Source organism: Thermoleptolyngbya sp. M55_K2018_002 (assembly GCF_015295965.1).
GTDB classification, from domain to species: Bacteria; Cyanobacteriota; Cyanobacteriia; order Elainellales; family Elainellaceae; genus Thermoleptolyngbya; species Thermoleptolyngbya sichuanensis.
Genome location: NZ_DVEA01000334.1, coordinates 1 through 24,393, shown reverse-complemented (window position 1 = coordinate 24,393; position 24,393 = coordinate 1). Strand labels below are relative to the sequence as shown.

The window sequence follows — 24,393 nt, the reverse complement described above, 5'->3', positions numbered from 1 at the left end:
GGCCTACGAGCAGGGCTATGTCAAAGAAGGGGTAGGAGCCGGGGGATGTGCGATCGCCGCTCACCTGCTGGGCTGGCATAATGCCGACTTGCTCAGCGCCGTGGAATCCCTGCTGCACCGCGCCGGAAAAGCAACCTAGAATAAGGAATCAACCCATTCGTCAAGGCTAGATCGCCAGAATCGATCTGCCCGTTTGACACGTTTTTGAACCCTGGTTGGAACATCTCCTGGAACTAGCCCTGGAATTGCCCTATGTATGCTGTCATCTCCCGTGAAAAGATACACCTCCCTCCCGGTAGCGTGGTGCGGATACCCGGAACTTGGCAAGACTACTGCGCCCTGCGCGATAGCCGGGGCGATGGCTCTATCCCCCGCATCAAGTTTCGTCATGGAGAAATCTTGCTGATGAGTCCTTTACCCCGCCACGGCCGCGAAGCCAATATTCTGGCAGATGTTGTTAAAGTTCTCCTAGATAGCGAAGAGCGCAACTACGAGGCCTTTACGCCCATCACGATGGATATTCCTGAATCGGGTGGGATTGAACCCGACTATTGCTTCTATATCGACCACTGGCAGGCGGCAGCAGGCAAAGACCGCATCAATTGGCAAACTGATCCACCGCCTGACCTAGTGATCGAAATTGACGTAACCACCTACACTGCCGCCGAGGATTACGCGCCCTATGGTGTCCCCGAAGTGTGGCTATTCAAAAAAGGCGGTCTAAAGATTTACGCTCTGCAAGCGGAAAGCTATGAACTGCAATCCCACAGCCGCTATTTTCCGGCAATTGACTTACCTGCATTATTGACTCAGGTTCTGGAGGCTGCCGCGACGCAGGGGACGGGTGCTGCGCTGCGAAGCCTGCGTCAACAGATGGTCGGCTAACGGTTGCCATTGCTCCTCTTGCAGAGGGTTAATTTAGGTCGTTTGGATTCGCTTTTGGTGACTACAGGGCAATACTCTTCGCCCGCCTGAGCGGCATCACCAGCACTGGACGATAGCTTACGCCGCGATATCTCAAGTTGATAAATGGCTGGATCGGCATGACAGACGAGTAATATAGCGTCATAGGGATACCGCGATAGCTGCCTTTGATCGTTTTAGTAGTGGGGAGTTTTGTGCAGGGCGTGTAGCGAATGCCGCGATAGGTCAGTTGCATCATGGGTGTCCTTGGTGTGAAATGGGGGCTTTGATGTCTCTGTTATAGGGCGATCGCCCCTAGAGGCGCGATATAGAAAAGTTATGGAATTTCGCCAACCTTAACTCTGCTTAACTTTTCAACTCTGTATTTAGCTGGCAGAAGGGTTGGATCATATTTTGAATCATAATTGGAATACTGGGATGATGCGTTCTAGATTCGCTCAATCGGTTTAGAGAACTGGCGAAATGCAAGTCCGCTGATGCTGCAACCCAGTCCCCCCAGCATCAGAAACAGAACGCTTAGCGGAAAGATCTGAGACAGCGGCTGAACCCCTGCTCCACCCAAGGTCATACCGCTGTCAAACCCCGCCAGAAAAACGCTGTAGACTCGCCCTCGCACCGTGAGCGGTGCTGCAAAGGACACGATGGAAGACAGCACTGGGAACAGCGAGCCGAATCCTAAGCCGTAGATGACTGACCAGAGGAGCAGCAAGGTGGGGGCGATCGCCACGCCCACCAGTCCTATCCCAGAACACAGAATTCCCACACTCACCACCCAGCGCGGAGACACGCGGTTGCCCCAGCGCCCCAGCGCAAACCGCACCAACACCGCCACCAGCGCGTTTAGGCTATAAAATACGGCCGCGTCGGACACCAGCAGCGGCAAAAACGTGACCACTGCACCGTGCAAAAATGACCCGGTGAAGAACAGCATCGTGGCATCGCGCACCGGAAACTGCAAAATCACGTTCCACGGAAAGGCTGCCTTTTCTGGAGCAAGCTCGCTTGACTTACTTGACTCACTTGATTCACTTGACTTACTTGACTCACTTGATTTATTTGAGACGGCAGCGGATGAAGCCTCTGAACTTGCAGCCGTCTTCCAGGGCAGCGGCAGGGTTAGCACAAATCCCAGCAGCGTCAGCCCCGCCATTGCTCCAATCACGGGCACAAAGCCTGCACGTGCAAAGGCGATCGCCCCCAGCATTGGCCCTAGCGAAAATCCGATCGTATTCGACATGGCCAGATAGCCCAGCAGCGCCGTGCGGCGATGGGTCGGCACCACATCCACCAGCAGCGTTTGCGAGGCTGTGGCGAAGGCCGCCTGACTGATGCCGTGCAGCACGCGCACCCCCATCAAACAGGCAGGATCGGGCGACCACCCATACAGCGGCAAGACCACCACCATCAGCCCCAGTCCCACCCAGAGGACTGGCTTCCGTCCCCAGTGATCAATCAGCCAGCCAATCAGCGGACGAAACAGCAGCAGCCCCGCCGCCATCGCCCCAACCACGAACCCCACGCCCGCATCCTGCCAGCGCTGGGTCACATACAGCGGCAGCACCGGAAATAGCACCGTCACTTGAGTAAAATACACCAGCATTCCGGCGCAGATACAAAACGACCAGAGCCGGGTTTTAGGAGAAGATTCGGTCAGACGGTTCAGCAATAACTTTGTTTAATCGAAACAAGGAAACGTAAGGGCCGCAACATGCCGACAGCACTGGCACGAATAAAGGGCAAACTTGCAGAACTGGGATGCGCCCCTCCTGTATCCCTTATAGCCGCTAAAATGGGACATTGATGGGGCAGGCAGCCTGGAGATGAACGCAGAACTGAAGCTAGACCATATCTTTGTCTGCACGCCGTCCCTTGCGACAGATGCCCAGCGCTTGGTGGAGTTTGGGTTGCAGCCAGGGCGATCGCGCATCCATGCAAGCCAGGGTACAGAAAATGTCTGCTTTTTCTTTGACAATGCCTATCTAGAATTGCTGGGGCTTCAGGATGAGGCGGAGGTGCGATCGCCCCTTGTGGCCCCACTGGGGCTGTGGGAACGGCTGCACTGGCAGCAAACTGGAGCCTGTCCCTTCGGCATTAGCCTGCGGCTGAAGGCAGGCACACTGGAAGCGCTGTCTTCGGAAACCTGGAGCTATGCAGCCCCCTTTTTGCCCTCCGGTGCAACGCTGCCAATCTTCACGCCCCCCGGTGCAGTGGAGTTGCCGCTGTTTTTTCTGTCGCCTGTGGCAGTGATACCTGCCCAATCACCCGCACGTCCTGACCTGCCGCTAGAGCATCTGGGCGATCGCCGTATCCTGGAGCAGGTCTTGCTTCAGCTTCCTGCCGCAACCGCGCTCCACAAAATGCCCTCTCTGCTCAACCACCTGGCACAGATCCAGATTGCGCCCGCTGAATCGCCCAAAAAACCCTTTCACTCGGAGCTAGTTTGGCAAAGCAGCACTGACCCAATTGCTCACACATTCAGTCCTGATTTGCCTCTTTCGATTCGCAGCTAAAAATCTGGAAGTTATGAAATCTGGAAGCTATGTTCTGAAGCTATGTTCTGAACCTATGCTCTGAAGCCATGCTCAACAAACGCTCATCCCCAACCCTAGCTTATCCTCAAGCCTGATGGATGCGCTGAGACAGCAGTTGCTCTTCGAGGGCAGCGATGCGATTATACGCGGCTGTGAGTTGCGCCGTGAGTCGCTGAATTTGCACCTCCGGAGAGAGCGAGCGCTCTCCGCTGTGGCTATCCGACTCCAGAAAATCGTCATCCGACAGCACGTCTTTATGATCCATTTCTGTTTCTAAGCCATAGCGCTGATTATAGGATTGACGTGCTGAAGTCGTTCCTGAGGACGATCGCTGACTGCGATCGGCTAGCAGCACTTCCGAAAAAACTTCTGTGATTCTGTTGCTCAACTGCTCGATAACCTGGTGCAGCGCGTCAACTTTAGCATTTAACTCGACAATTTGTTCCCGGAAAGAGTCCATAATGACGCCTGTTCCCTTTTACTGAGTATGAGTCTATCTTATGAAAGGCTTGTCCATAGGTTCCATTTATTCCTGAATCATTTAACGTTTGGAAAATTCATCAATCAAGGGGCTTCGTGCGGAGACTCAAGGGTTTCAGCGATTTCTGTGGGTGTAGTCTTGATAACAGTTGCCCTTGCCCGCATGAGTTCCAGGCTTAACAGCAACTTGTGCAGAAATGTTTACATCAGGAGGCGAAAAATCGTCAGATCGCTGACGGGTTTCTCGCTTTATATTGCCTTAAGAATTGCCGAGAAATCATCAGAAGTATGGTTTAGAAAATATGGTTTAGAAAATATGTAGCGAGTGTGTAGCGAATACGCAGCTCACATGCGGCGAACATGCAGCGAATATGCGGCAAATATTCCTGGAATTCCTCAATTGTGCGCTGATTGTTGAAGATGTTGCATTGAGAATCGAACGGCTTCCTCTGAGGAGGATGTCTGAAAAGTCCTACTGTTTGTAGCAAAGCGTGCAAGATCCCCCTAAATCCCCCTTAAAAAGGGGGACTTTAAGGCGGTTTCCCCCCTTTTTAAGGGGGGCTGGGGGGATCTCTGAGTGCTTAACATTGCAGGTGATACCTTTTCAAACACCCTCTGAGCTTCTTTGCAATTAGAGGCGATCGCCCTTTGTTATCCAATGCCTAGATTCCGTGCCTAGATTCAATGTCCAGATGTTCAGTAATATGCCCCTATCTGGGATGGCAGGCCCATTCAGGGCGAGCATTTCAGATTAAACTGAGCGTTAAATAAGCCTCGAAATAAGCGTTGAATAGTGTGGCTGACCGCGTATGTTGAATTTTCAAGACTTCTTTACAAACTGCGCTGGATTTTGGAAGACGGAACGGATTTATCATTTCTTGCTGAAGGGCGATATTGAACGCTCCTACACAGAGTTTCGGGCAGACTCTCTCGATGCAGCGCAAAAGCAGCAAATTCTCAAAACGGCTTCGCCATCGGGTGAATTGGCTGGAATTCGGCTGGATCTCGATCAGGCGGCTCTGGGTCACACCTGTCCTGGCTTTGCCATTTCCTTTGATACAGAATCAGAACGGGGCGAAAAGGTGTCGATGAGCCTGAAGGCGCTGTTTGTGCCCGATGCGCTGGTGCTTCATGCCGACGAGCGCTACCAGGGATTGGCGCTGCCTGCGGCGGCGCAAGTGTCTACGGCTCCGGAGAGCGAGGTGATTCAGGGCTTTTATCTGCGGGATGAGGGCTATTCTGAGGCGGGGGCGATCGCCGGCCGATTTACCTATCAGCCCATTCGCCAGACCCTAGAAATGACGACGTTTTATAACCGCTCTGTGGCGGTGGATCAAATGCGGTTTATTGCGCCAGACGTGCGGATGCGAACCATCGTTACCTATCAGCGGCCGCCCGCAGGCGAAACGCCGACCGTGATTGACCTGATTGGCTTTGGCGTAGAGCGCAAAAGCTAGACCAAGCGACATTGCCCAAAGCCAATAGACCAGCGCTCCGCCGATCCCCCACCTGTGGCACAATAAACCGTACTGTTTGCCGAAGTAGAGAGACTTTATGACCATGAATGCCACGCTTCAAACGGCGCTTCAGCAGCGGACGGCGCTGAAGGTGATTAGCGGACTGACCAACTTTGAGGGCGATCGCGTCTGTGCCATCGTGCGCGCAGCAGAGCAAGGCGGCGCAACGTTTGTAGATATTGCCGCCAGCGCCGATCTGGTACGCCGAGTCAAAGGGCTGATCTCGCTGCCCGTGTGCGTGTCCGCCGTTGATCCCGAAGCCTTTGTGCCCTGTGTCGAAGCCGGAGCCGACCTGATCGAAATCGGCAACTTCGACGCTTTTTATGCCCAGGGTCGTCGGTTTGAGGCGGCCGAAGTGCTGGAGCTAACCCGCCGCACCCGCGCTCTGCTGCCCCACGTCATGCTCTCTGTCACCGTGCCCCACATCCTGACGCTGGATCAGCAGGTACAACTGGCGGAAGATCTGGTCAACGCCGGAGCCGACCTGATCCAGACCGAAGGCGGCACCAGCAGCCAGCCTGCTCACCCCGGCACGCTGGGCCTGATGGAAAAAGCCGCCCCAACGCTTGCCGCCGCCTATGAAATCTCCAAAGCGGTGAGCGTGCCTGTGCTGTGTGCGTCGGGTCTGTCGAGCGTGACGGCTCCACTGGCGATCGCCGCTGGGGCATCGGGCGTGGGCGTGGGATCTGCGATCAACCAGCTCAATAGCGAAGTGGCGATGGTCGCTGCGGTTCGGAGTATCGTGGAGGCGATCGCCACCCCGGTCAACGTCCGTCAATAGCCTGCGAAATCAGGTCGGCAAAACGGCGCTCAGGTGTTAACAGCGCGATGGGGCAGAAGAGTCGCCACCTGCTTCTCCATTTCCCCATCACGCTATAACCTGTAACTGCCAAGACTCGTCAGCACCGAACTCTGTGCGGCTGCGGTACTCTATGCGGCCGCGGTTTGTCTTGCCTGCTCCGCCTGAATCCGGGCTTCTTCGGCCAAAAACTCCGCAAGCTGCGACTCGATCTCGTCCTTGACAATCTGGCGATATTCCAGGAAATGCTCATTGAGCGCACAGATTGACAAATAGTGATCCCACACGCGGGGATTATGACGGAGGATGCCGATCAGATTTGCCCAAAAGCGGAACCGCGTCTTGCGAACCACGCCCTGCCGCCAGAACACGATCAGCATGGCGCGAATCACCGTCCACGACACCGAACGCAGCTTGGACTTGTGCTTTGGTGTGCCCAGCTTTAGAAAGTGACGATAGGTGCGGTTTAGATAGGTCATCGGGTCGTAGAGTTCCCAAAAAGCATTGACGTATTCCCGCGTGATTTCCTCCAGTGGGCGCGTCGGCACAAAGTTCATCAGCGTGGTCTGGTTGATATTCGCCACTTTGCCCCGCAGCCGCCCTTCTTTTTCCAGCCGATGCCACAGGGCCGTATCAGGAAGCGCCTGCAACATGCTGAACAGGGCCGTAGGCACGGCGGTTTTTTCCACAAACCGAACGATGCGATCGCCCGCCCCTGGCTTTTCGCCATCAAATCCGATGATGAAGCCTGCCATCACCCGCAGCCCTGCCGCGATAATCGCATCCACAGAATCCGACAGCGAATCGCGGGTGTTTTGGAACTTTTGCGTCAGGGCGAGGCTGTCTTCATCCGGCGTTTCCACTCCCAGGAAGACGGCGTTAAAGTTGCAGTCCACCATCATTTCCATGAGTTCGGGGTCTTTGGCCAGATCCACCGACGCTTCTGTGTTGAAGTGGAACGGATACTGATGCTCCTGCATCCATACTTTCAACTCCTTGAGCAGCAGTTTCACGTTGCGCTTATTGCCAATGAAGTTGTCATCCACCAGGAACACCGTGCGTCGCCAGCCCAGTTCGTACAGACGCTCCAGTTCTGCCAAAAGCTGCTGGGGTTCCTTAGTTCGCGGCTTGCGGCCATACAGCACGATGATGTCGCAAAACTCGCACTGAAACGGGCAGCCGCGTGAAAACTGCACCGACATATTGTCATAGGCATCCAGATTCAGCAGTTCAAACCGGGGAATCGGCGTAGTCGTGACATCTGGCTTCTCGCCATTGGCACGAAATACGCCCTGGGTGTCGCCCCGCTGCACCGCCTCCACAAACATCGGCAGCGTAATTTCGCCCTCGTCCAAGATCAAAAAGTCCGCGCCTGCGCCCTGCGGCTCGTGGGGCAGCGACGTGGCGTAGGGGCCGCCCACTGCGACCGATTTGCCGCGCCGCTTGGCTTCGCGGATCTGATCCATCATGTCGTCTGCCTGGACAATCATGCCGGAGATAATCACCATCTCTGCCCAATCCCACTCTGCCTCGGTGACGGGGCGGACGTTGCGATCGACCAGCTTAAATTCCCAGTCCTGCGGCAAAATGGCGGCGACGGTAATCAGCCCCAGCGGCGGCAGGAGTGCCTTGCGATCGACGAGGGCCAGCGCTTTCTCGAAAGACCAAAAGCTTTTTGGAAACGTGGGATATAGGAGCAGAACACGCATAGGGGTAGTGACCTCACACCGCCAATTTTTAAAGAAGGAGATTTACCAGTGGTTGTTCAGACGAAAACCACAGATCATTCCTCAGCAACTCTCTAGAAAATGCCTAGGAAGACTGGCTAGAAAATGTCTAGGAAGACTGGCTGCGAAAGAATGTCCAGGAAAAAGAATGTCTAGAAAGAATGTCTCGCTATTCTGCCAGGAGGCGGTGACTGCTTAGAAAATCTTCAGAGTGTCTTTAGCCTAAGTAACTTGAAGCACTCATTAAGAGCTTGCAGCACACATTACCACAGAGTTTGGGCTGGAGTGACGGATAGTGGACAGTTGATCCGCTTGTTGTCTATTTTTTTCCTGGTTGAACCTGTCCGATGAGAATCCTCTAGCAAACAGCTAAAAAGGGTTCAAAGCCCAGACTGCTAAAACCACGCTGAGCCTGAACCGGAATGGAAAGGGGGTAGCCAAACCCTGTAAAGAGTCCAAACCTATTACCACCAGCGGAGTTGCAGGTAGTTTCTTTCAGGGCGGCTCAGTTCTTCTTCGGTTAGCCATTCGGTGGGCTTGTAGGTGCGGAAGATGTGATCCCACCAATCGACGGCTAGCCCGAAGTTGTGGTTCCATTGGCCATACTTATGATGAACATAGTGGACAGGCATCTTCATCCAGAACACCTTAGTCGGGTTTTCGTGCTGGAGCTGGTGGGCGTAGGCAGAAAAGGCGGCGAAGGCGAGTGCGCCCGCGACCCAGCCGGGGGCCCAGGCGGCTGAAAAGAAGAAGGGCACGATCATGGCGATCGCACTGCCTTTGACGTAATCCAAAAACTCCCAAACTACGCCCTGCCCTTCATTGCGGCGATGATGATCAACGTGGCGCTTGCCGACGCTGTTGGGCTTGAAGTGCATCAGGCGGTGAACCCAGTATTCAACGAAGCTGGCAAAGATAAAGGCGGTTAGAAAAGCAATAGCAAGGGCGATCGCGCTCATAGCAACTCGTTAAGAACAGTAAAGACTCCACACCACGTTTTTTAGTGTGCCATGCGTGCCAGATTTTCGGGGGTTGTCCCTGTGACGGTTTGCGGGCGGGGAGTGGACGGTTTTTGGGTACGTTGCGGGGGAGGACAGGCGGTGAGTTTGGGTGAATCTTGCCACGAGAGGGCAATGAGCCCTGGCAAAGCAACTAGCCTTGGCAAAGCAACTAGCCTTGGCAAAGCAACGATCGAGGGCGATCGCCCACCGAAACCCTGCCCACCAAACTGGATTCAGCAGACATAATGGGAGAGACGATTTTTGCCCGTTGATTGTGTCCGATCAAACGCCAACTCCCGATCCGGCTCAACCCGTTGATCAGTTCCTCACGCCAGAGGAATGCGCCGAAGTAGACCGCGCCATGATGACCGCGAGCGATCGCTTTTCGGCCCGCGTGGCAATTTATTCGCTCCGCTGCCTCCAGCAGATCGCGCAGCAGAGCAACAGGGCGATCGCCGACCTCAGCCCCCAGCAAATCGCCAACTGGGTTGAGCAAGACCCCAGCCTCTCGCCCGAAAAAGGCTTCGACGATGCCTTTAAGGTGTTTTTTGGGCGGCTGGTCATTTCTTCGCTAAAGCCGCTGCACCAGATCGCCGCCGAAGCCGACCAGCCCATCGAAACCCTGACCGTGCCCCAGGTCGTTGCCTGGTTTGAGCAGTCGGCAAAGCAGCGGATCGAACGCCAAATGGAGCAAAACTAGTGGAGTAAAACTAGTGGAGCAAAACTAGCAGAGGCGCAGCGATGAACAATTCCCCCAACTCTCCGATAGGTTCCATGACGGCTCCCCAAAGCGTGTGGCAGGTCAAGCCCTGGTGGTGTCAGCCGTGGTCGATCGTGCTGACGGGCACGGGGCTGATCGGCGGAAGCTGGCTACTGCTGCATCGCGTCTGGCTGACGGGGCTGGTGGCTGTGCCCGTGCTGACGTGGATGGGCTTTTTTGTGCTGGTGTATCCCCGACTCTGGGCGGACGCAGTGCAGGGTCACGGAGAGACAGAATCTGGCGTTTAGCGATCGCCCCCAAGTCAAAAATTTTTTAGTCAAAAATTTTCCAGAGATTCCCGGAGAACTGGTTTCTGCGGCCGTAAAGGCAAGACAGAAACGTAAGACAGAAACGCAAGACAGCAGTTATCGCGCATAGTTCTCTCGAAGGCTCTCTAGGTTAAACGCATGAACCTTTCAACTCGGTCTGGGGCGACTCGATCTTGGGCGACGCGGCTTTGGGTGGCGAGTCTCTGCGGGGCGATCGCGCCGCTCCTAGTGGCACATACCCCGGCCTGGGCAAATCCCAGGGGGTTTGCGGGGAGCTATGTGGGGTCGGTGGTGAACCCCAGCGAATTTGAATCGAGCCTCCAGTCGGTGGTGCTGTCGGGCGGTTCGGCGGCCTGGCTGATGGAGCAAGCCATGAACGCTGGCCGACCCGCACCAGGACAGACCACCGCCCCCGATACTCAGTTTCACGGGCGGCTCGATTTGCCCAATTCGCCCATTTCCCTGCGGGGCACGCTGGTTTTGAACCAAGATATTGAGGCCGTCATGCCCAGCATCACCTATGACCTGCCCCTCGGCAGCGCGGCAAACGTCTACGCTGGGGCGGGCTTTGCCATCGTGCGACCGGGGGCCCAAACGCCGCTGGGCGATCGCGACGGTGTGGTGATTACCACTGGTGTTGAAGCCTCGGTGGGTCGGCGCGTGGTGGTGTATGGCGACGTGCGCTATCGCCCTGGGCCAGCCGCTGCAACGGAAAATATGCAGATGCAACTGGGCATCGGGCATCGGTTTTAGCGCCAATCGCCCAGAAGCCAAAACATCAAAAACATCAGGACTGGAGGGCGATCGCCTCGACACGCTGATAAATGGCGGCCAGGTTCACTTCCAGGTCACGGCGCAGGCGCTTCTCAATCAAGCCAACGGGCATCATGCGAGAGGGCTGTACCGTCAGCGTGTACGTTAAATTGGTGCTGTGGTCGGTGATGGGCTGGAGCGTCCAAGCGCCGAAGAATTCCTTAAAGTCCCCTTCTACCATTTGAAAGCGCAGTTCGCGGGGAAAGTTTTCCACCATATCCAGCACAACGCGGGCGCAAAACTTGAGCTTTAGCTTCCAGAGCGACTGTGCGCCGACCTGCTCTATACGAATGCCGCCGTCGGGATGGGGGATGCGGCGGCTCTCCTGGAGGTTGGGGATAAAGTCCGACAGATGCTCATAATCGGTCAATACCTCCCAGATGCGATCGCTCGGCTGAGGAATCTGGATGGTCGCCGAAATCTGCCGAGTGCGATCGCCCACGGGAACCACCTCGACCGCCACCGCGCTGCACAGCGATGGCTCCAGATCGAGGCTCTCGTCCTCCAGATCGAGGGTTTCCAGGTCGAGATCGGCGTTAGACATGGCGGGTGTACTTCGCGGCAAGTGGACGATCAGGCTCCAAGTGGCACAGACAAAATCCTGGTGGCATCTTATCAAGGATTTGTCAGGGATTTGATCCGTCTTTGATTAGGACTTACGCAGTTGGACGATTTCTCGCGGGCTGCGCTCGCGAGAAGTCGTCCAAAACTCAGAAAGTTTAATCGCAAGTGCATAAGTCCTATTTGAGTGTGGCTATGGAGTGGGCAACCCGATGGGTTCTTAACGGCTCAAGTCAGGAGATTGGGGCAGGGTGAGCGTAAAGCAGGTTTTCCAGAGATCGGCTCCAGAGAGCGGCTGGCTGGTGACGGCGATCGCCCCGCTGAGGTGAGCCGCTAGCCCCTTGACCAGCGCCAGCCCCAGCCCAATGCCGGGAATCGCCTTTTGCGTTGCGCCCTGGCCCCGGCGAAATTTTTCAAAAATCACCGGAATTTCCTCTGGCGCGATACCTGCGCCCATGTTGGTTAGGCTGACCACCACCTGGGGCACCGATTCGGCAACGTCCAGGCTGGCCTTGAGGAGGATCTTGCTGCCGGCCTCGCCGTATTTTTTGGCATTGGTCAACAGTTCCGTCAGGATGCGGTGCAAGCTGTCGGGATCGGTGCGAATCATCAGCGGTCGCCCCGGAACCTCTGCCTCCAGCGTCATTTGCTGTTCGGCCAGGCTATCTGCCCAGGCTTCCTGCAAATCGCGCAGGACATATTGCAAATCAAGCTGCTGAAACTGCGCCATAGCGGACTGCGACTCCAGCTTTTGCAGGGTCAGCAGGTCGTTAATCAGGCGTGTTTCCTGAGCGCACTGGGCTTCTAAGATCTCCAGGTAGCGATCGCGCTGCTCCGGAGCCAAATTTGCCTCCCGCAGCATCCGAATCGCCACTTTCATGCTAGTCAGCGGAGTCAGCAGTTCGTGGCTAACGGTGCTGAGAAATTCCTCCATCACCTGATTCAGCCGCCGCAGTTGCTCGACCTGCTGGCGCGTCTTTTCGTAGAGCTTGGCCTGCACGTCCAGACTGCGCTGAAGCTGGGCCGTGCGCTCGTCCACCAGCGAGTTGACCTGGCGCAGGGTGCGCGTTTGAATAATCGCTGTGCTGAGCTGGGCCGCCACCATCCGCAGAAAAGCCACCTCCTCTGGCAGCCAGTAGCGGGGCTGGCGCTGTTGCACTACCAAAATGCCCAAGACCGTGCCCTGGTTTTCTAGCGGGACGAGCAAAACGCTGGGCAGGGTGGCCAGGTCAAACACCTCCGCTGCCTGAATTGGCTCTGCCAAATCGGCCACACCGCACTGCGATTCGGAATAGCTGGGCAGGGCGATCGCCAGATCGGGGTGGGCAAACACCTGTTGACACAGCCCGCAGTCCGATAGCTGAAATGAGGGTTTAGAGGCGACTTCTTCCTCAGCCGAAGCTCTAGAAGATGCCACAGAAGCCGAGGGCGCTGGCGCAGTGGATGAGGGCACCGGAAACAGGCTTTCCACCGTGATTCGCACGCCCGACCGATGAGAGTTGGTGCGGCCCCTGTGGAGCGGGTCTTTGTACTTGTAAAGCGCCACCAGACCTCGTTCGACCTGCAACGTGGCGATCGCCCCTTCCAGCGCCAGTTGAAAAATTCGCTCGGTGGCCCAAGCATTGCGAACTGCGCTGGTGAGCCGCTCAATCAGCGTTTGAGCCTGAAGCTGCTGCTGCACCTGCTGCTGGAGTTGAATCTGAGAGATGGCGACCGAAACCTGGCTAGAAACCGTTCTGAGTAGCTGCATGTCTAACTCCGTCCACACGTAAGGCTGCGATTTCAGGACGACGAGTACGCCATTCGTCCATCCCTGAAACCGGATTTTGCTAACGAGGATCGATCCAGGATTAGACCAATTCACCAGGCGATCTGGATCAGCCGCGATAGGAGCCGAAAGATCCCTGGTGCTTTCCTGCACAGGAGTTGGAACTTGGGGCAGCCATTGATACAGGAGGTCGCCGGACTCGTCCTCGGCATCTGGGGGGAGGGGCAGGGCAGAAGCTTGCTTGAGGGTCGAGAAATTTGAAATCGACAGGAGTTCCGTTCTGGCGAGGGGCGATCGCACGGCGGGCAGTTCTAGCAGATCCAGCAGCGGCCGCAGCGAACGAGACAACGTGGGGGGTTGTCCTGGCTGCCAGTAGAAGGCTTGGGTCAAGCCCTGGCTGCGGCTCAGTATGCCGACTGCACAGGCACTTGCGCCAAGCCGCTGGGCAAGAACCGTCAGCAATTGACCAAGCGCCACCTCGGAGGAGGCACTGTCCACCAACAGTTGGAGCCAGTCTGGTGCTGCATCTGGGCGATTTCCCCAGGGATCGCTTCGCGAATCGCAAGGAGAAGCTGACTCGAAGGATGCTGTGGTTGGAGCATCGTCATGTTGGGATAGCGGGAAACGCTTCGCCATCGTCAATTCAGCCACCTTTTGAAAAATTACCGTGCAGAAATGCAGCCTGGATAGAACGAGGGAACCTAGTTGATCGAGGTTGCTTGACCTTGATCAATTTTTATCGGCCTTCTGAGCGGCTTACAACTCTATCCATTCGTCATAAATTACCTAACGCTTTAGCTCTGATAAACCTACCAGAACCAAACATTTAGATAATTTTTAGACTACGAAGATACGAAAGGGGCAGATGCCGAGATAAACCGTCATGGGATCGAGCCACTTACCCATTCAAGAAAAACTTAGAAAATCAGAGAAATTTAGACAGAATGAGATCAATCACTGACGGGCTGCTAAAACATGGTGGCTTGCTCCAGATTACACGCTGGATAGAACAGCAGAATCCGTGATTTCCCTACGATTCGGGGCGATCGCCCGCAGGTCGTATAAATCCAAGGGTCAGGGTTGCGAAAGCAGTATGCTAGAACGCATGTATCTCCGTAAAATGTCTCTAGGACGCTTGATCAACACCCCGTTTTGAACCGATCCCCTCTTCGTTCTTCCCTCTTCGTTCTTCCTTCTTCGCTCTCCCCTTCTCCCCCCATGACATTTGCACAACACTGCTTTTCTGCGCTTCAAGCCATTGGTACGGTCAAGGGCCCAGGCGAGGCATCGACGCAATACGTGTTTATCACGGCCGACAATCGCTTTGTCAAAGTGGGAGAGTTTGTGTTTTATGAGGCGATCGCCGATGAGGGGGCAAGGCTGCAAATTTTGGGCAAAATCTCCGACCGCTGCCTAATCGACCATCTGCCCGACCGCATTTTTGCCGATACCGAAATCAGCCCAGAGGCGATCGCCGCGCTAGTCGGGTTTTCCTACACCAATCCCGAAATTTACGAAGTCACCGTCGAGGTCATTGGCTACTTTCACAAAGCGCTAGGCTTCATCAACCCGCGACAGGCTCCCGATCCCGGCGCAAAGGTCTACCTTGCCAGCGACGAATGTTTGCGGCAAGTGCTGAACAAAAAGCAGCTTGGCGACGTGGGCGCGGCGCATCTGGGATCATTGCTGCTGCGCGAGTCGGGAGCAGTGCCCGTGGTGGTGGATGTGAAGGAACTGGTTAGCACCCACATGGCAATTCTGGCGGGCACAGGGTCAGGCAAGTCTTATCTGGCGGGGGTGCTGGTCGAAGAACTGCTGTCGCCGCAAAACCGGGCCGCAGTGCTGATTTTTGACCCCCACGGAGAATACAGCACCCTGGCTGAAATGCAGGGGCATAGCCAGTTTGCCGACGAAGACGGCTACGCGCCCAAGGTGCGGGTGTTGACCCCGGATGATGTGCGGATTCGGGTGTCGTCGCTGGATTATTACGACATCCTGGCGCTGCTGCCGGAGATGAGCGATCGCCAGCAAGCCATTCTCAGCAAAGCGTTTTCGCTGCTGCATAGCCACCGCAAGGGCGACTATCGCTGGACGATCAACGACCTCTATGCCGCCGTGGAGCAGGCCGACACCGCCACCGATGAAGAGGGCAACACGAAAATCGGCAGCTCTGCCGGGGCGCTGCAATGGAAGCTGGAAAAACTGGCGCGATCGCCCTATTTCCATACCTACGAGCATCTGTCGCCCCGCGACCTGTTTCAGCCGGGCCAGGTGACCGTGCTGCAAATGAACGAAATCAGCCAGGAAGAGCAGCAGGTCATCTGCGCCGCCGTGTTGCGGCAGGCCAACCACGCCCGCATGAACACGCAAAAGGGCAACCTCGCCCCCGACGACGAAAACTATCTGCCCTACCCCGTATTCATCCTGCTGGAAGAGGCGCACCGCTTTGCCCCGGCCCACGACCCTTCCCGCTGCAAAACCATTTTGCGGACGATCCTCAGCGAGGGGCGCAAGTTTGGGCTGGGCGTGGGGCTGATTACGCAGCGACCGGGCAAGCTAGATTCCGATGTGCTGTCGCAGTGCATGAGCCAGTTCATCATGCGGATTGTCAACCCGGTGGATCAGGACAGCCTGAAATATGGCGTGGAGGCGGCGGGGCGAGACCTGCTGAAGGAACTACCCGCCCTGACGAAGGGACAGGTGATCGTGTCGGGAGCCTGCGTCAATACGCCCGTGCTGTGTCGCGTGCGATCGCGCCATACCACCCACGGCGGCGAAACCCTAGATGCGCCCGCCCTCTGGCAGCAGCACTTCCAGGCGCACCAGATCCGCGCCCGCGAAATCGAGCAAGCGCCGCTGGCCGCCCGCAGTCGCCCCAAGACCGTGCGCGGCGTGAGTATTGATTAGCATTGATTCGGGGGAAGTGGGCGATTCCTTTGGAACGCTTTGCTAACGCCCCCTTATCCTGCTTCGCCAATCGTTTCGCCAAAATAGCTGGCGAGATAGTGGGTCATCAGGCGCTTGGTTTCAGCAATCAGGCGAGCGCGAAGGGATGCGTCGGCCTTGAGCGAGAGCCACAGCAAATTGCCCACCGACTCCACCACCACCAGGGCGATCGCCCGCCGCTGTGCTGCATCCAGCCCTGGCCGTAGCCGCCCCAAAAAGTCTGCTAGGTCATCTACGATGCGGGCCTCGTAGGTGTCCATTTCGGCGATCGCCCCCGCCGTCATCAGCCCCAGCACCTGCTCAAACACGGCTCGATAGCCCGGCTGGTGGGTCATGAAATGGTCGAACGCTTCCACCACACGATCGACATAATCCGCCAGGGGCATGGGTTCAGGCACGGCAGCATGGAGGCTGGCAAAGAGTTCGTATTCTTGCTGCATGTAGCGATCGGCCAGTGCCTTCAAAATCGCCGCTTTGTCGGGAAAGAACTGATAGAGCGACCCGATCGGAACCTGGGCACGAGTGGCGATCGCCCTGGTGGTGGTTTGTTCATAGCCCTGCTCGATAAACAGCGCCTCGGCTGCGTTCAAAATTTGGCTGACCCGCTCCTGGCTGCGGGCCTGCTTGGGCTGGCGGCGCATGGTGCCAGACGGGATATCTGGCAGGGGCACATCGGACGGGAGGGCAGTCATCGCAAGACCGAGAGAGACAACAGTAGGGCAGCGCTTGAGAAACGCTCCTTCAAAATCTTAGGGGACAACGGCTTGACAAAACATGAACGTAGTTCGTATTTTATAAACATGAACATCGCTCATTTTTTCTTGAAGTAGCGTCCATCCTGACTTTGCAATCCCGACTTTGCAATCCCGACTTTGCGATCCTGACCTCTCCACATTGACCTTTTCCAGGAGCTTTTCTATGAAACCGCTGACCTCTGCGTATCCATCGATCACCGAAATCCGCCAATCTCTGGCAATCAACCCTTTTCCGTCCGGCGAGCGCGATCGCAATGTCCAGTTTTTGACGATGCTCAAGGCTTTCTTTTCGCTGCTGGCGGCCGATGCCGATGCTGACCTGACAGCCGTAGACGAACTGAGCCTGTCGCTGGTCGATAGCGATGCCTATCGGCTGGCCGCGGCTGAGATGCAGCGCGATCCAGACGTTGCCGCGCTAATCCAGGAGCGCTACCAGCCGCCCACCCACGACCTCGATCGTTTGATTACTTATCCAGTCGGCTCTCTGGGGCAAGTTTACGCAGCGATGCTGCAAGACAGCGGTTTCGAGCGGATCGAGATGCCGCTGGATCTGACCACCGACACCGCCTATGTAGAATATCGCTGGCAGCAGACCCACGACCTCTGGCACGTTGTCACAGGCTTTAGCACAGATGAAATTAGCGAAATTGGGCTGCAAGCTTTCTATTTGGCACAGTTTCGGCTGCCGCTGGCGGGAATGCTAGTCGCCAATGCGCTCATCGGCACGACGCTGCTGGCCCCCGAAGCCATGCCTGACCTGCTGCGGGCAATCGCTCTCGGCTGGGAACTGGGAGAGCAGGCCAAACCTCTGTTTGCTCAGCGCTGGGAGGAGGCATGGGAAAAGCCCGTGCGCCAGTGGCGGGCAGAGTTGGGGCTGCCGCTGGAGGGCGTGTTGGGGCGATGAAGGTAGACGATAAGCCAGAGTTTGGGGTGCAGGGCTTCAAGTCTGGGGAGACTCCTATGAAGATGAAATCGAATATGAAATCGTCCTCGTGCTGTCTTTGGCTATGGATGCTTCGGAGTAGCTATCCCTGGGGCGGGCTATTGTTGCAACTGGCCCGGCTGCTGTGGATTGGCAACGAGCGGCGATCGCGCGAACGACTACGCCTGTGGCGGCTCTGGCTGCGGATTGATTTTGCAAACCTGCTGGCGATCGCCATCGACCTGATGCAGCCTGAGTTTTGGGTATAGCCTTACTGCTCACGCACGCAGACTCCAGGAAGGGCGATCGCCCTTCATCTCCTAACACCTGTACCTTAGCGACTATAGGGTTGCTCTAGACTTAAGCCGGAGATGACTTGGTAGTGCTTCACATTGAAAGTGCAGAGGGTTGCGCTACGCCCAACCGCACAGGCCGCGATCAAAGCATCAATCAGACCCATCTTGTGAGACATATGATAGGCTCTAAAGTTAAATAGGGCACAAGCACAGTCAGTTTCGGTCAGCCAAACATATAGTTAAAGGCGCTACAAGGTGTAGGACTTTACGCGCCTACTTTCGAGCATCCTGAGTCAATTCCATAACGACAAAGCTGGGGATGCTTGGCAGTGCTTGAACAGAGGCAAACCAAGCCAGTGCTGGTGCATACCCCCGCTGAATGTCAACCATGACATCGGTATCGACGAGATACATTCACTACCTAAGCCCGCTCATGGTGTTCAGCTTAGTCTCGCAACCAGCAGGCGTTTTCCTGGCTGTCAGCAGTATCGGGGCGAGAGTTGATTACCCCGACGCTTTCCCAGTAGGCGACTAGCTCAAACCCTGTTTTGGTCTGAAATACCGTAGTTTAATTCCACAATAAGGCAATTAGTCGAGAGGCCATCACGCTTTCTTTCGCACGGCGACCTGGTGTGACTGGTGCAATAGCTCAAGCTGACTCTTGAAGGTGGCGAGAAAGGCATCGATCGCCTCTTTGGTGCCGTAGCCCGTCAGCCCAAAGTCGTAGTCGTCGAAGATGAGGATGCCGCCGGGTTTGAGAACGAGCCAGCTTAGCAGGCCGTCGGTCATCACGTCGGGCGCGTGGTGAGAGCCATCGACATAGATAAAGTCGAAAGAGTCCAGGGGAAGCGATCGCACGACATCCTTGGATACCCCGACTCGCTTGGTCACTTTCTCGGCAGCCCCGGTGCGGGCAATGTTCGCATCAAACCGGGCTTCGATGCCCTCGGTGTCGTGATCCAGCGACAGATTTTCGGAACTGCCCGCAAAGGTATCGACGCAGGTCAGCCGCGCTGTGGGATGGGTCAGCACATTTTCCAGCAGCCAGCAGGCCGATCGCCCCTCCCAACTGCCAATCTCCAGCGCATTCAGGTTTTCCCGCCCCGCCAATGCCCCAAGCTGTTCCTGCCAGAGCCAGACGTTGCGGCTAAACCAGTCCTGAGTAAACTCGTAGCCCTTGGCTTGAACGTCATCCTGGTATGCAATCCGCTGCAATTCGGCGCGGGCCGGGGCCAGGTCAGGGCAGAGTTCGAGCGCCTGCTGAAAGTAGCCAATGGCGCGATCGCGCTCCCCCATATTCAGATACGACACGCCGATGTTGTAGAGCAGCCGCGCCTTCTGAAACGCGCCCAGGTCTGGCGCAGCGTCGAGCGCCTGCTGAAAATAGGACAGCGATTGGGCAAAGTCGCCCTGGCGATAGAGCGTGTTACCCAGGTCTACGTAGGCTTTGATCAGGCGTTCGGTGGGGCTGAGTGACTGCATGATGAGCTAGAGCGTTGAATTGAGAGCGTCTTTAAGCGTCTTGATCTTTAAGCGTCTTAATTTAAACGTATAAGGTTTTGAGCGTATAAGGTTGAGGTCGGCGTGGCGCGTGAGGCTTTGTAAGGGTTTTGTAATTTCGGCATCCGCAAAGCTCTTATTTTACTGGGAAGACTCCTTGCATTTCTCACCATTTCCATCCCCTCCGTCGAGGTCGTAGCGGGGTGAAAGTTTGAAGAACGCTGGGTCTGCCTGCTGCGATTTCGGTTTGCTGGCTTGAAAGGAAGCGGGCGATCGCGTCACAATAGAATTAGTTAAATTACTTAACACTTTTAATTTCCCTTATTCATCTGCCTTTTGCGCTCCGACATGGTTTTAGATTCGCGTTCCTTGGTTGACCACGCTGGCTCGGTTTTAGAAATTTCGAATCAGCAGAGCGTTTCCCAACCCTCTCCAGTAGACAGTTTTACCCATCGGCTGGATTATGACGTGGCGATCGCCGGAGGGGGCATCGTCGGGCTAACCCTGGCCTGCGCGTTGAAACACTCCGGGCTGCGAGTGGCGGTGATCGAGGCGAAGCCCATCGAGGCGGGCTTTTCCTGGCGGCGGGCCTACGCGCTAACCCTGATGACAGGGCGCATTCTTGCTGGGCTGGGGCTATGGGACAAAATTCTGCCGCAAATTGCCACCTTTCGCCAGATCCGGCTGGCAGACGAAGACTCGCCCGCTGTGGTGACGCTCCAGCCCCAAGACCTGGGCACAGCGGAACTGGGCTATGTGGGCGAACACCACGTCTTGCTGCGATCGCTCTACGAAGCCCTGGACAATGCGCCCAACCTCACCTGGCACTGCCCCGCAACGCTGGCGGCGGTGGACTATGAATCCGATCACGTCACCCTGCATCTGGAGCAGGAGGGCGAACAACGGCAATTCACCACGCAACTGCTGGTGGCAGCGGACGGAGCGCGATCGCCCCTGCGGGAATCGGCGGGCATCGGCACCCACGGCTGGCAATACTGGCAGTCCTGCGTGACGGCGGTGATTCGCCCCGAAAAAGACCACGGCAACGTAGCCCGCGAACACTTCTGGACGAGCGGCCCTTTTGCCACGCTGCCGCTGCCCGACAACCGCTGCCAGATCGTGCTGACGGCTCCCCATGCCGAAGCCAGAGCGCTGCTAGAGACAGAAGAATCGGCATTTCTGGCAGAGCTAGAACGACGCTATGGCGGGCAGTTGGGGCGGCTGGAACTGGTGGGCGATCGCGCGTTGTTCCCGGTGCGGCTGATGCAGAGCGATCGCTACGTGCAGCCCCGGCTGGCGCTGGTGGGCGACGCGGCGCACTGTTGCCATCCCGTCGGCGGCCAGGGGCTGAATCTGGGCATTCGGGATGCAGCGGCGCTGGCGGAGGTGCTAACCCAGGCGCACGCCACAGGCAAAGACTTGGGCACCTTGCCCGTGCTGAAGCGCTACGAGCGCTGGCGAAAGCTAGAGAACTTAACCATTCTGGGCTTTACCGACCTGCTGGATCGCACCTTCTCCAACCGCTGGCGGCCCCTGGTGATGGCGCGACGGCTGGCGCTGCGGCTGATGGGCGGGCTGTGGCCGCTGCGGTTTCTGGCGCTGCGGCTGATGACGGGGCTGGGCGGGCGATCGCCCCAACTCGCCCAACACCCTGGGAAACCCTAATTAAAGCGTTAGTGAGTCCTGTAGTACCGGGCTTTCAGAGAAAAGACGCTACACTAAACCACATTTGTCGCATTTGTCGGTTCATGTGTTTGCGCTATGGAATCTCTGGTTGAACCTGTCTCGATTGAAGAGAGCTTAAAGCAGTTTTTGCTGGTGATCTCGGCGGCGCTGATTATCGCCGTACTGCCGCAGAGTATCCCCTGGATGCGGAAGCTGCCTTACACTGTGCTGCTGGTAATCGCGGGCATGGGGCTGGCGCTGCTGGATATTCATTTCTTTTCGCCATCGCCAGAGCTAATTCTGTGGATCTTCCTGCCGCCGCTGCTGTTTGAGGCAGCATGGAACATTCGATGGCGCGAACTCCGCCGCAACCTGGTTCCCATCGCGCTCTATGCCACGCTGGGCGTAGTGGTGACGATCCTGGGCATTGCGTTTGCGCTGGCGCAGTGGGCCGATTTTCTCTGGCCGGTGGCGCTGCTGACGGGCGCGTGTCTATCGGCGACCGACCCGGTGGCGGTTAGCACGCTGCTGCGCGAACTGGGCGCACCCTCGCGGCTCAAGGTGCTGGTAGAAGGCGAGAGCATGTTCAACGACGGCACGGCTGTGGTCGCCTTTAGCCTGCTGCTGGGGCTGGCGACGGGCACAGAAACCTTCGATTTGCAAAACCTGATCGTGGAATTTGCCTCGGTCGTGGGCATTGGCGTGGGCGTGGGGCTGCTGGTGGGCTTTGGCATTTCGCTAATCACCAAACAATTTGACCTGCCGCTAGTAGAGCAGTCCTTGACGCTGGTGGGAGCCTACGCCGCCTATCTAATTGGCGAAAACCTGGGCGGATCGGGCGTGATCGGCACCGTCACCGTCGGGCTGATCATGGGCAACTTTGGGTCGCGGGTGGGCATGAACCCCCGGACGCGGGTGGTGGTCAGCGAGTTTTGGGAATTTATCGCCTTTTTCTTTAATTCAATCCTGTTTTTCCTGATTGGCGACCAATTGCTGATCGACTCGGTGTGGTCGGGCTTGGCGGGCATTGCCGTGGCGATCGCCGCTGTTTTGGTGACTCGCGTCGTGGCGATCGCCCTGCTCACAGCCATCAGCAACCGCATTACCACCGTCGATATCGGCTGGAACCTCCAAACCATGCTGTGCTGGAGCGGGCTGCGGGGTGGCGTTGCGCTGGCGCTGGCCCTCAGCGTGCCCGAAACCGTGCCCCAGCGAGATGCCCTAATCGCGGTGGTGTTTGGCACGGTGTTTTTCACCATCCTGGTGCAGGGCATCACGGTCAAGCCGCTGTTGCAGGCGCTCGACCTGATCCAGGCAAACCCAATCCAGCAGCAGTATCTAGAACTCATCTCGCGGGAAACCGCTCTGCAAAAAGTGCTGGACTATATGCAGCAACCGGGCACGAGTGCGGGCATTGATCCAGCAGCGTTCCGGGCAGAGCGGGCCACCATCGAGTCAGAGCTATTGAAATTGCAGCAGCAGAGTCAGGCATTATCCCAGCAAGATCCGTCTCTAGCAGAGTTGGGGGTCGAGACGCTGCGAAAAGAACTGTTGGCCGTGGAATCCAACGCCTACTACGAGCTGGTGCAGCTAGGGCGGCTCAACCAAGAACCTCCGGCCCTGCTGGAAGCAATCATCAACGCGGAGGAAAATCCCCACTCCCCAGCGCCAGCCGCCAAGCCAGGAAACGCCGCCGTTGCTGCCACCAAAGAAAGCTAACCCCTGAACCCTCAAGCCCAGGGACCCGGTGGCTGCTCCGGCAGATCTTCGGAATGTACCTGCTGGTCATACAGTTTGAACCCGCGAGACTGGTAGTTTTTCAGCGCGTAGGGGCCATCCAGGCTGCATGTATGCACCCACACCCGCTTTGCCCCCATCTTCCAGGCTTGCTGCGTGCCCACGGTCAGCAAGTGTCCACCCAGCCCTTGCCCCATGAACTGCCCCAATAGCCCAAAGTAGGCAATTTCCACATTCTCATCGGGCTGCGCCTCCAGTTCTACATAGCCTGCTGGCGTACCCGACACATAGGCTACCCAGGTTTGCACCTGCGGGCGATCGAGATAGCGCAACCACTGCTCATAGCTCCAAGACAACCGCTGAAGCCAATACCAGTCGCCCCCGACCGCCGTATAGAGAAAGCGGCTAAACTCTGGCGACGGAACCTTGGCCTGCATGACCACTAGATCGGCACGGCTGGATAGGGTGGGGCGCAGCCACTCTGGGCTGAGCATTTCCAAATACCAGGTGGTGACGGGGGTGAGCATGGGAGAGGATTGGGTTGTGGATGGGCAGGGGGAAAAGTAAAGCGGGCAGAGCGTGCGTCCAGAATCCCTGCCTTCTGTCTCCTGACCCTTCTTTCAAAGCTGCGATCGCACTGCCGGATAAAGTTGAGCAAAGCGCTGATAGGCGGTTTCTAGGGCAGGGGAAGGGGGGTAGGGAACGGTGATCTGCGGGGCGGGGGCGATTTGCGTCGCACTCCCTCCAGGCATCGCCTGCTTCTCTTTCCAGGGTTCCCCTATTTGTCTATCTTGCCCGATTCCCAGCCGCGCCAGCAGAGCCGTTCCTCGAGCCGAGGCCGATCGGGTTTCGACGCTGTGTAGCGGACGCTGAAGCACATCGGCCAAAAGCTGTCGCCACTGGGGATGCAGGCTGCCGCCGCCCGCCAGATACAGGGTATCGGGATTTGCCCCGGTTGCCTGGAGTGCCGCAAAGCCCTGAGCAATGGCAAAGGCAACGCCCTCTAGCGCGGCGCGGGCCAGGTGGGCGCGGGTGTGGTGCAGCCCCAGCCCAATCCAGGCTCCGGTGGGGGTGGGGTCTAGGTGGGGGGTGCGTTCTCCGGTGAGGTAGGGCAAGCACACCAGCCCGTCGCAGCCCGGTTCCACGGTAAACGCCTGGTCGTAGAGGTCGGTCCAGCTTAGGCTCAGCAGTTGCCGCACCCACTCTAGCGCCAGCCCCGCATTTTGCATGGCGGCGAGGGTATACCACTGATTCGGGAGGGCCGCGTGAAACAGGTGGGTGCAGCCGTGCGGGTCGAGGGTGGGGCGATCGCCCACCAGCGTAATTTGTGCGCCTGTGCCGAGGGTAAGCTGGCAGGCTCCAGCCGTGGTCAGTCCGCTCCCTAGCAGCGCGGCGGCAGTATCGGCGGCTCCGGCCACCACG

At 57.1% G+C, this 24,393-nt stretch carries 23 protein-coding genes and 2 pseudogenes; 13 read left to right on the top strand and 12 right to left on the bottom strand.

Going from position 1 to position 24,393, the window contains the following annotated elements; genetic code table 11:
- Positions 1-139 (top strand): annotated as a pseudogene (locus IGS51_RS17180) (TIGR00303 family protein); the annotation flags it as partial.
- A gap of 113 nt (positions 140-252) precedes the next feature.
- Entirely contained in the window at positions 253-885 is a 633-nt protein-coding gene (locus IGS51_RS17175) for a Uma2 family endonuclease (RefSeq protein ID WP_297080039.1), read from the top strand.
- A gap of 61 nt (positions 886-946) precedes the next feature.
- Here IGS51_RS17175 and IGS51_RS17170 read toward each other — a convergent pair whose 3' ends face one another.
- Positions 947-1,162 (bottom strand): DUF4278 domain-containing protein, encoded by a 216-nt coding sequence (locus IGS51_RS17170; protein ID WP_172353365.1) that lies wholly within the window; start codon positions 1,160-1,162, stop codon positions 947-949.
- Between the two features lie 189 nt (positions 1,163-1,351).
- The gene (locus IGS51_RS17165; RefSeq protein WP_297080038.1) at positions 1,352-2,590 is read right to left on the bottom strand and encodes an MFS transporter; all 1,239 of its coding nucleotides are present in this window, start codon (positions 2,588-2,590) and stop codon (positions 1,352-1,354) included.
- Positions 2,591-2,744: 154 nt separating this feature from the next.
- Here IGS51_RS17165 and IGS51_RS17160 point away from each other — a divergent pair, with 154 nt between their 5' ends.
- On the top strand, positions 2,745-3,434 hold the full coding sequence (locus IGS51_RS17160) for a VOC family protein (protein ID WP_297080037.1): 690 nt from the start codon (positions 2,745-2,747) through the stop codon (positions 3,432-3,434).
- Positions 3,435-3,540: 106 nt separating this feature from the next.
- On the opposite strand, the gene IGS51_RS17155 is transcribed toward IGS51_RS17160, so the two are convergent.
- Complete coding sequence (locus tag IGS51_RS17155; protein WP_297080036.1) at positions 3,541-3,915, bottom strand: hypothetical protein; 375 nt, start codon at positions 3,913-3,915, stop codon at positions 3,541-3,543.
- A gap of 829 nt (positions 3,916-4,744) precedes the next feature.
- Between IGS51_RS17155 and IGS51_RS17150 the strand changes: the two genes are divergently transcribed.
- Together IGS51_RS17150 and IGS51_RS17145 are read left to right on the top strand one after the other, a co-directional pair.
- The gene (locus tag IGS51_RS17150; protein ID WP_297080035.1) at positions 4,745-5,392 is read left to right on the top strand and encodes a phycobiliprotein lyase; all 648 of its coding nucleotides are present in this window, start codon (positions 4,745-4,747) and stop codon (positions 5,390-5,392) included.
- A 97-nt stretch (positions 5,393-5,489) separates the two neighbouring features.
- Entirely contained in the window at positions 5,490-6,233 is a 744-nt protein-coding gene (locus tag IGS51_RS17145) for a DUF561 domain-containing protein (RefSeq protein ID WP_297080034.1), read from the top strand.
- Between the two features lie 149 nt (positions 6,234-6,382).
- Here IGS51_RS17145 and IGS51_RS17140 read toward each other — a convergent pair whose 3' ends face one another.
- The gene (locus IGS51_RS17140; protein WP_297080033.1) at positions 6,383-7,960 is read right to left on the bottom strand and encodes a B12-binding domain-containing radical SAM protein; all 1,578 of its coding nucleotides are present in this window, start codon (positions 7,958-7,960) and stop codon (positions 6,383-6,385) included.
- Between the two features lie 482 nt (positions 7,961-8,442).
- A complete protein-coding gene (locus IGS51_RS17135) occupies positions 8,443-8,937 on the bottom strand; it encodes a sterol desaturase family protein (RefSeq protein WP_297080032.1) in 495 nt (164 codons plus the stop codon).
- Between the two features lie 316 nt (positions 8,938-9,253).
- Between IGS51_RS17135 and IGS51_RS17130 the strand changes: the two genes are divergently transcribed.
- The 3 genes from IGS51_RS17130 (at position 9,254) to IGS51_RS17120 (ending at position 10,761) form a co-directional block, all read left to right on the top strand.
- Positions 9,254-9,679, top strand: coding sequence for a hypothetical protein (locus IGS51_RS17130; protein ID WP_297080031.1), 426 nt, complete (start codon positions 9,254-9,256; stop codon positions 9,677-9,679).
- A 74-nt stretch (positions 9,680-9,753) separates the two neighbouring features.
- Complete coding sequence (locus IGS51_RS17125) at positions 9,754-9,987, top strand: DUF6737 family protein (protein ID WP_297080030.1); 234 nt, start codon at positions 9,754-9,756, stop codon at positions 9,985-9,987.
- Positions 9,988-10,146: 159 nt separating this feature from the next.
- Positions 10,147-10,761: a hypothetical protein gene (locus IGS51_RS17120; RefSeq protein WP_297080029.1), complete on the top strand. Its 615-nt coding sequence runs from the start codon at positions 10,147-10,149 to the stop codon at positions 10,759-10,761.
- A gap of 34 nt (positions 10,762-10,795) precedes the next feature.
- On the opposite strand, the gene IGS51_RS17115 is transcribed toward IGS51_RS17120, so the two are convergent.
- Both IGS51_RS17115 and IGS51_RS17110 read right to left on the bottom strand, forming a co-directional pair.
- Positions 10,796-11,365 (bottom strand): SRPBCC family protein, encoded by a 570-nt coding sequence (locus tag IGS51_RS17115; protein WP_297080028.1) that lies wholly within the window; start codon positions 11,363-11,365, stop codon positions 10,796-10,798.
- 237 nt (positions 11,366-11,602) lie between these two features.
- Positions 11,603-13,648, bottom strand: coding sequence for a HAMP domain-containing sensor histidine kinase (locus IGS51_RS17110; protein ID WP_297080027.1), 2,046 nt, complete (start codon positions 13,646-13,648; stop codon positions 11,603-11,605).
- 720 nt (positions 13,649-14,368) lie between these two features.
- On the opposite strand from IGS51_RS17110, the gene IGS51_RS17105 reads away from it, so the two are divergent.
- On the top strand, positions 14,369-16,057 hold the full coding sequence (locus IGS51_RS17105; protein ID WP_297080026.1) for a DUF87 domain-containing protein: 1,689 nt from the start codon (positions 14,369-14,371) through the stop codon (positions 16,055-16,057).
- A gap of 53 nt (positions 16,058-16,110) precedes the next feature.
- Here IGS51_RS17105 and IGS51_RS17100 read toward each other — a convergent pair whose 3' ends face one another.
- Entirely contained in the window at positions 16,111-16,788 is a 678-nt protein-coding gene (locus IGS51_RS17100) for a TetR/AcrR family transcriptional regulator (RefSeq protein ID WP_297080025.1), read from the bottom strand.
- Between the two features lie 226 nt (positions 16,789-17,014).
- On the opposite strand from IGS51_RS17100, the gene IGS51_RS17095 reads away from it, so the two are divergent.
- Entirely contained in the window at positions 17,015-17,755 is a 741-nt protein-coding gene (locus IGS51_RS17095; protein WP_297080024.1) for a Coq4 family protein, read from the top strand.
- A 107-nt stretch (positions 17,756-17,862) separates the two neighbouring features.
- A complete protein-coding gene (locus IGS51_RS17090; protein WP_297080023.1) occupies positions 17,863-18,042 on the top strand; it encodes a hypothetical protein in 180 nt (59 codons plus the stop codon).
- 65 nt (positions 18,043-18,107) lie between these two features.
- Here the strand turns inward: IGS51_RS17090 and IGS51_RS22410 are convergent.
- Both IGS51_RS22410 and IGS51_RS17085 read right to left on the bottom strand, forming a co-directional pair.
- Positions 18,108-18,483 (bottom strand): annotated as a pseudogene (locus tag IGS51_RS22410) (VapC toxin family PIN domain ribonuclease).
- Positions 18,484-18,672: 189 nt separating this feature from the next.
- The gene (locus IGS51_RS17085) at positions 18,673-19,551 is read right to left on the bottom strand and encodes a class I SAM-dependent methyltransferase (protein ID WP_297080022.1); all 879 of its coding nucleotides are present in this window, start codon (positions 19,549-19,551) and stop codon (positions 18,673-18,675) included.
- Between the two features lie 366 nt (positions 19,552-19,917).
- Here IGS51_RS17085 and IGS51_RS17080 point away from each other — a divergent pair, with 366 nt between their 5' ends.
- Positions 19,918-21,234, top strand: coding sequence for an FAD-dependent hydroxylase (locus IGS51_RS17080; protein WP_297080021.1), 1,317 nt, complete (start codon positions 19,918-19,920; stop codon positions 21,232-21,234).
- Between the two features lie 96 nt (positions 21,235-21,330).
- Complete coding sequence (locus IGS51_RS17075) at positions 21,331-22,953, top strand: sodium:proton antiporter (protein WP_297080020.1); 1,623 nt, start codon at positions 21,331-21,333, stop codon at positions 22,951-22,953.
- Positions 22,954-22,964: 11 nt separating this feature from the next.
- Here IGS51_RS17075 and IGS51_RS17070 read toward each other — a convergent pair whose 3' ends face one another.
- Positions 22,965-23,498, bottom strand: coding sequence for a GNAT family N-acetyltransferase (locus IGS51_RS17070; RefSeq protein WP_297080019.1), 534 nt, complete (start codon positions 23,496-23,498; stop codon positions 22,965-22,967).
- Between the two features lie 93 nt (positions 23,499-23,591).
- The coding region (locus IGS51_RS17065; protein ID WP_297080018.1) for an FGGY-family carbohydrate kinase at positions 23,592-24,393 on the bottom strand (802 nt) is incomplete at its 5' end.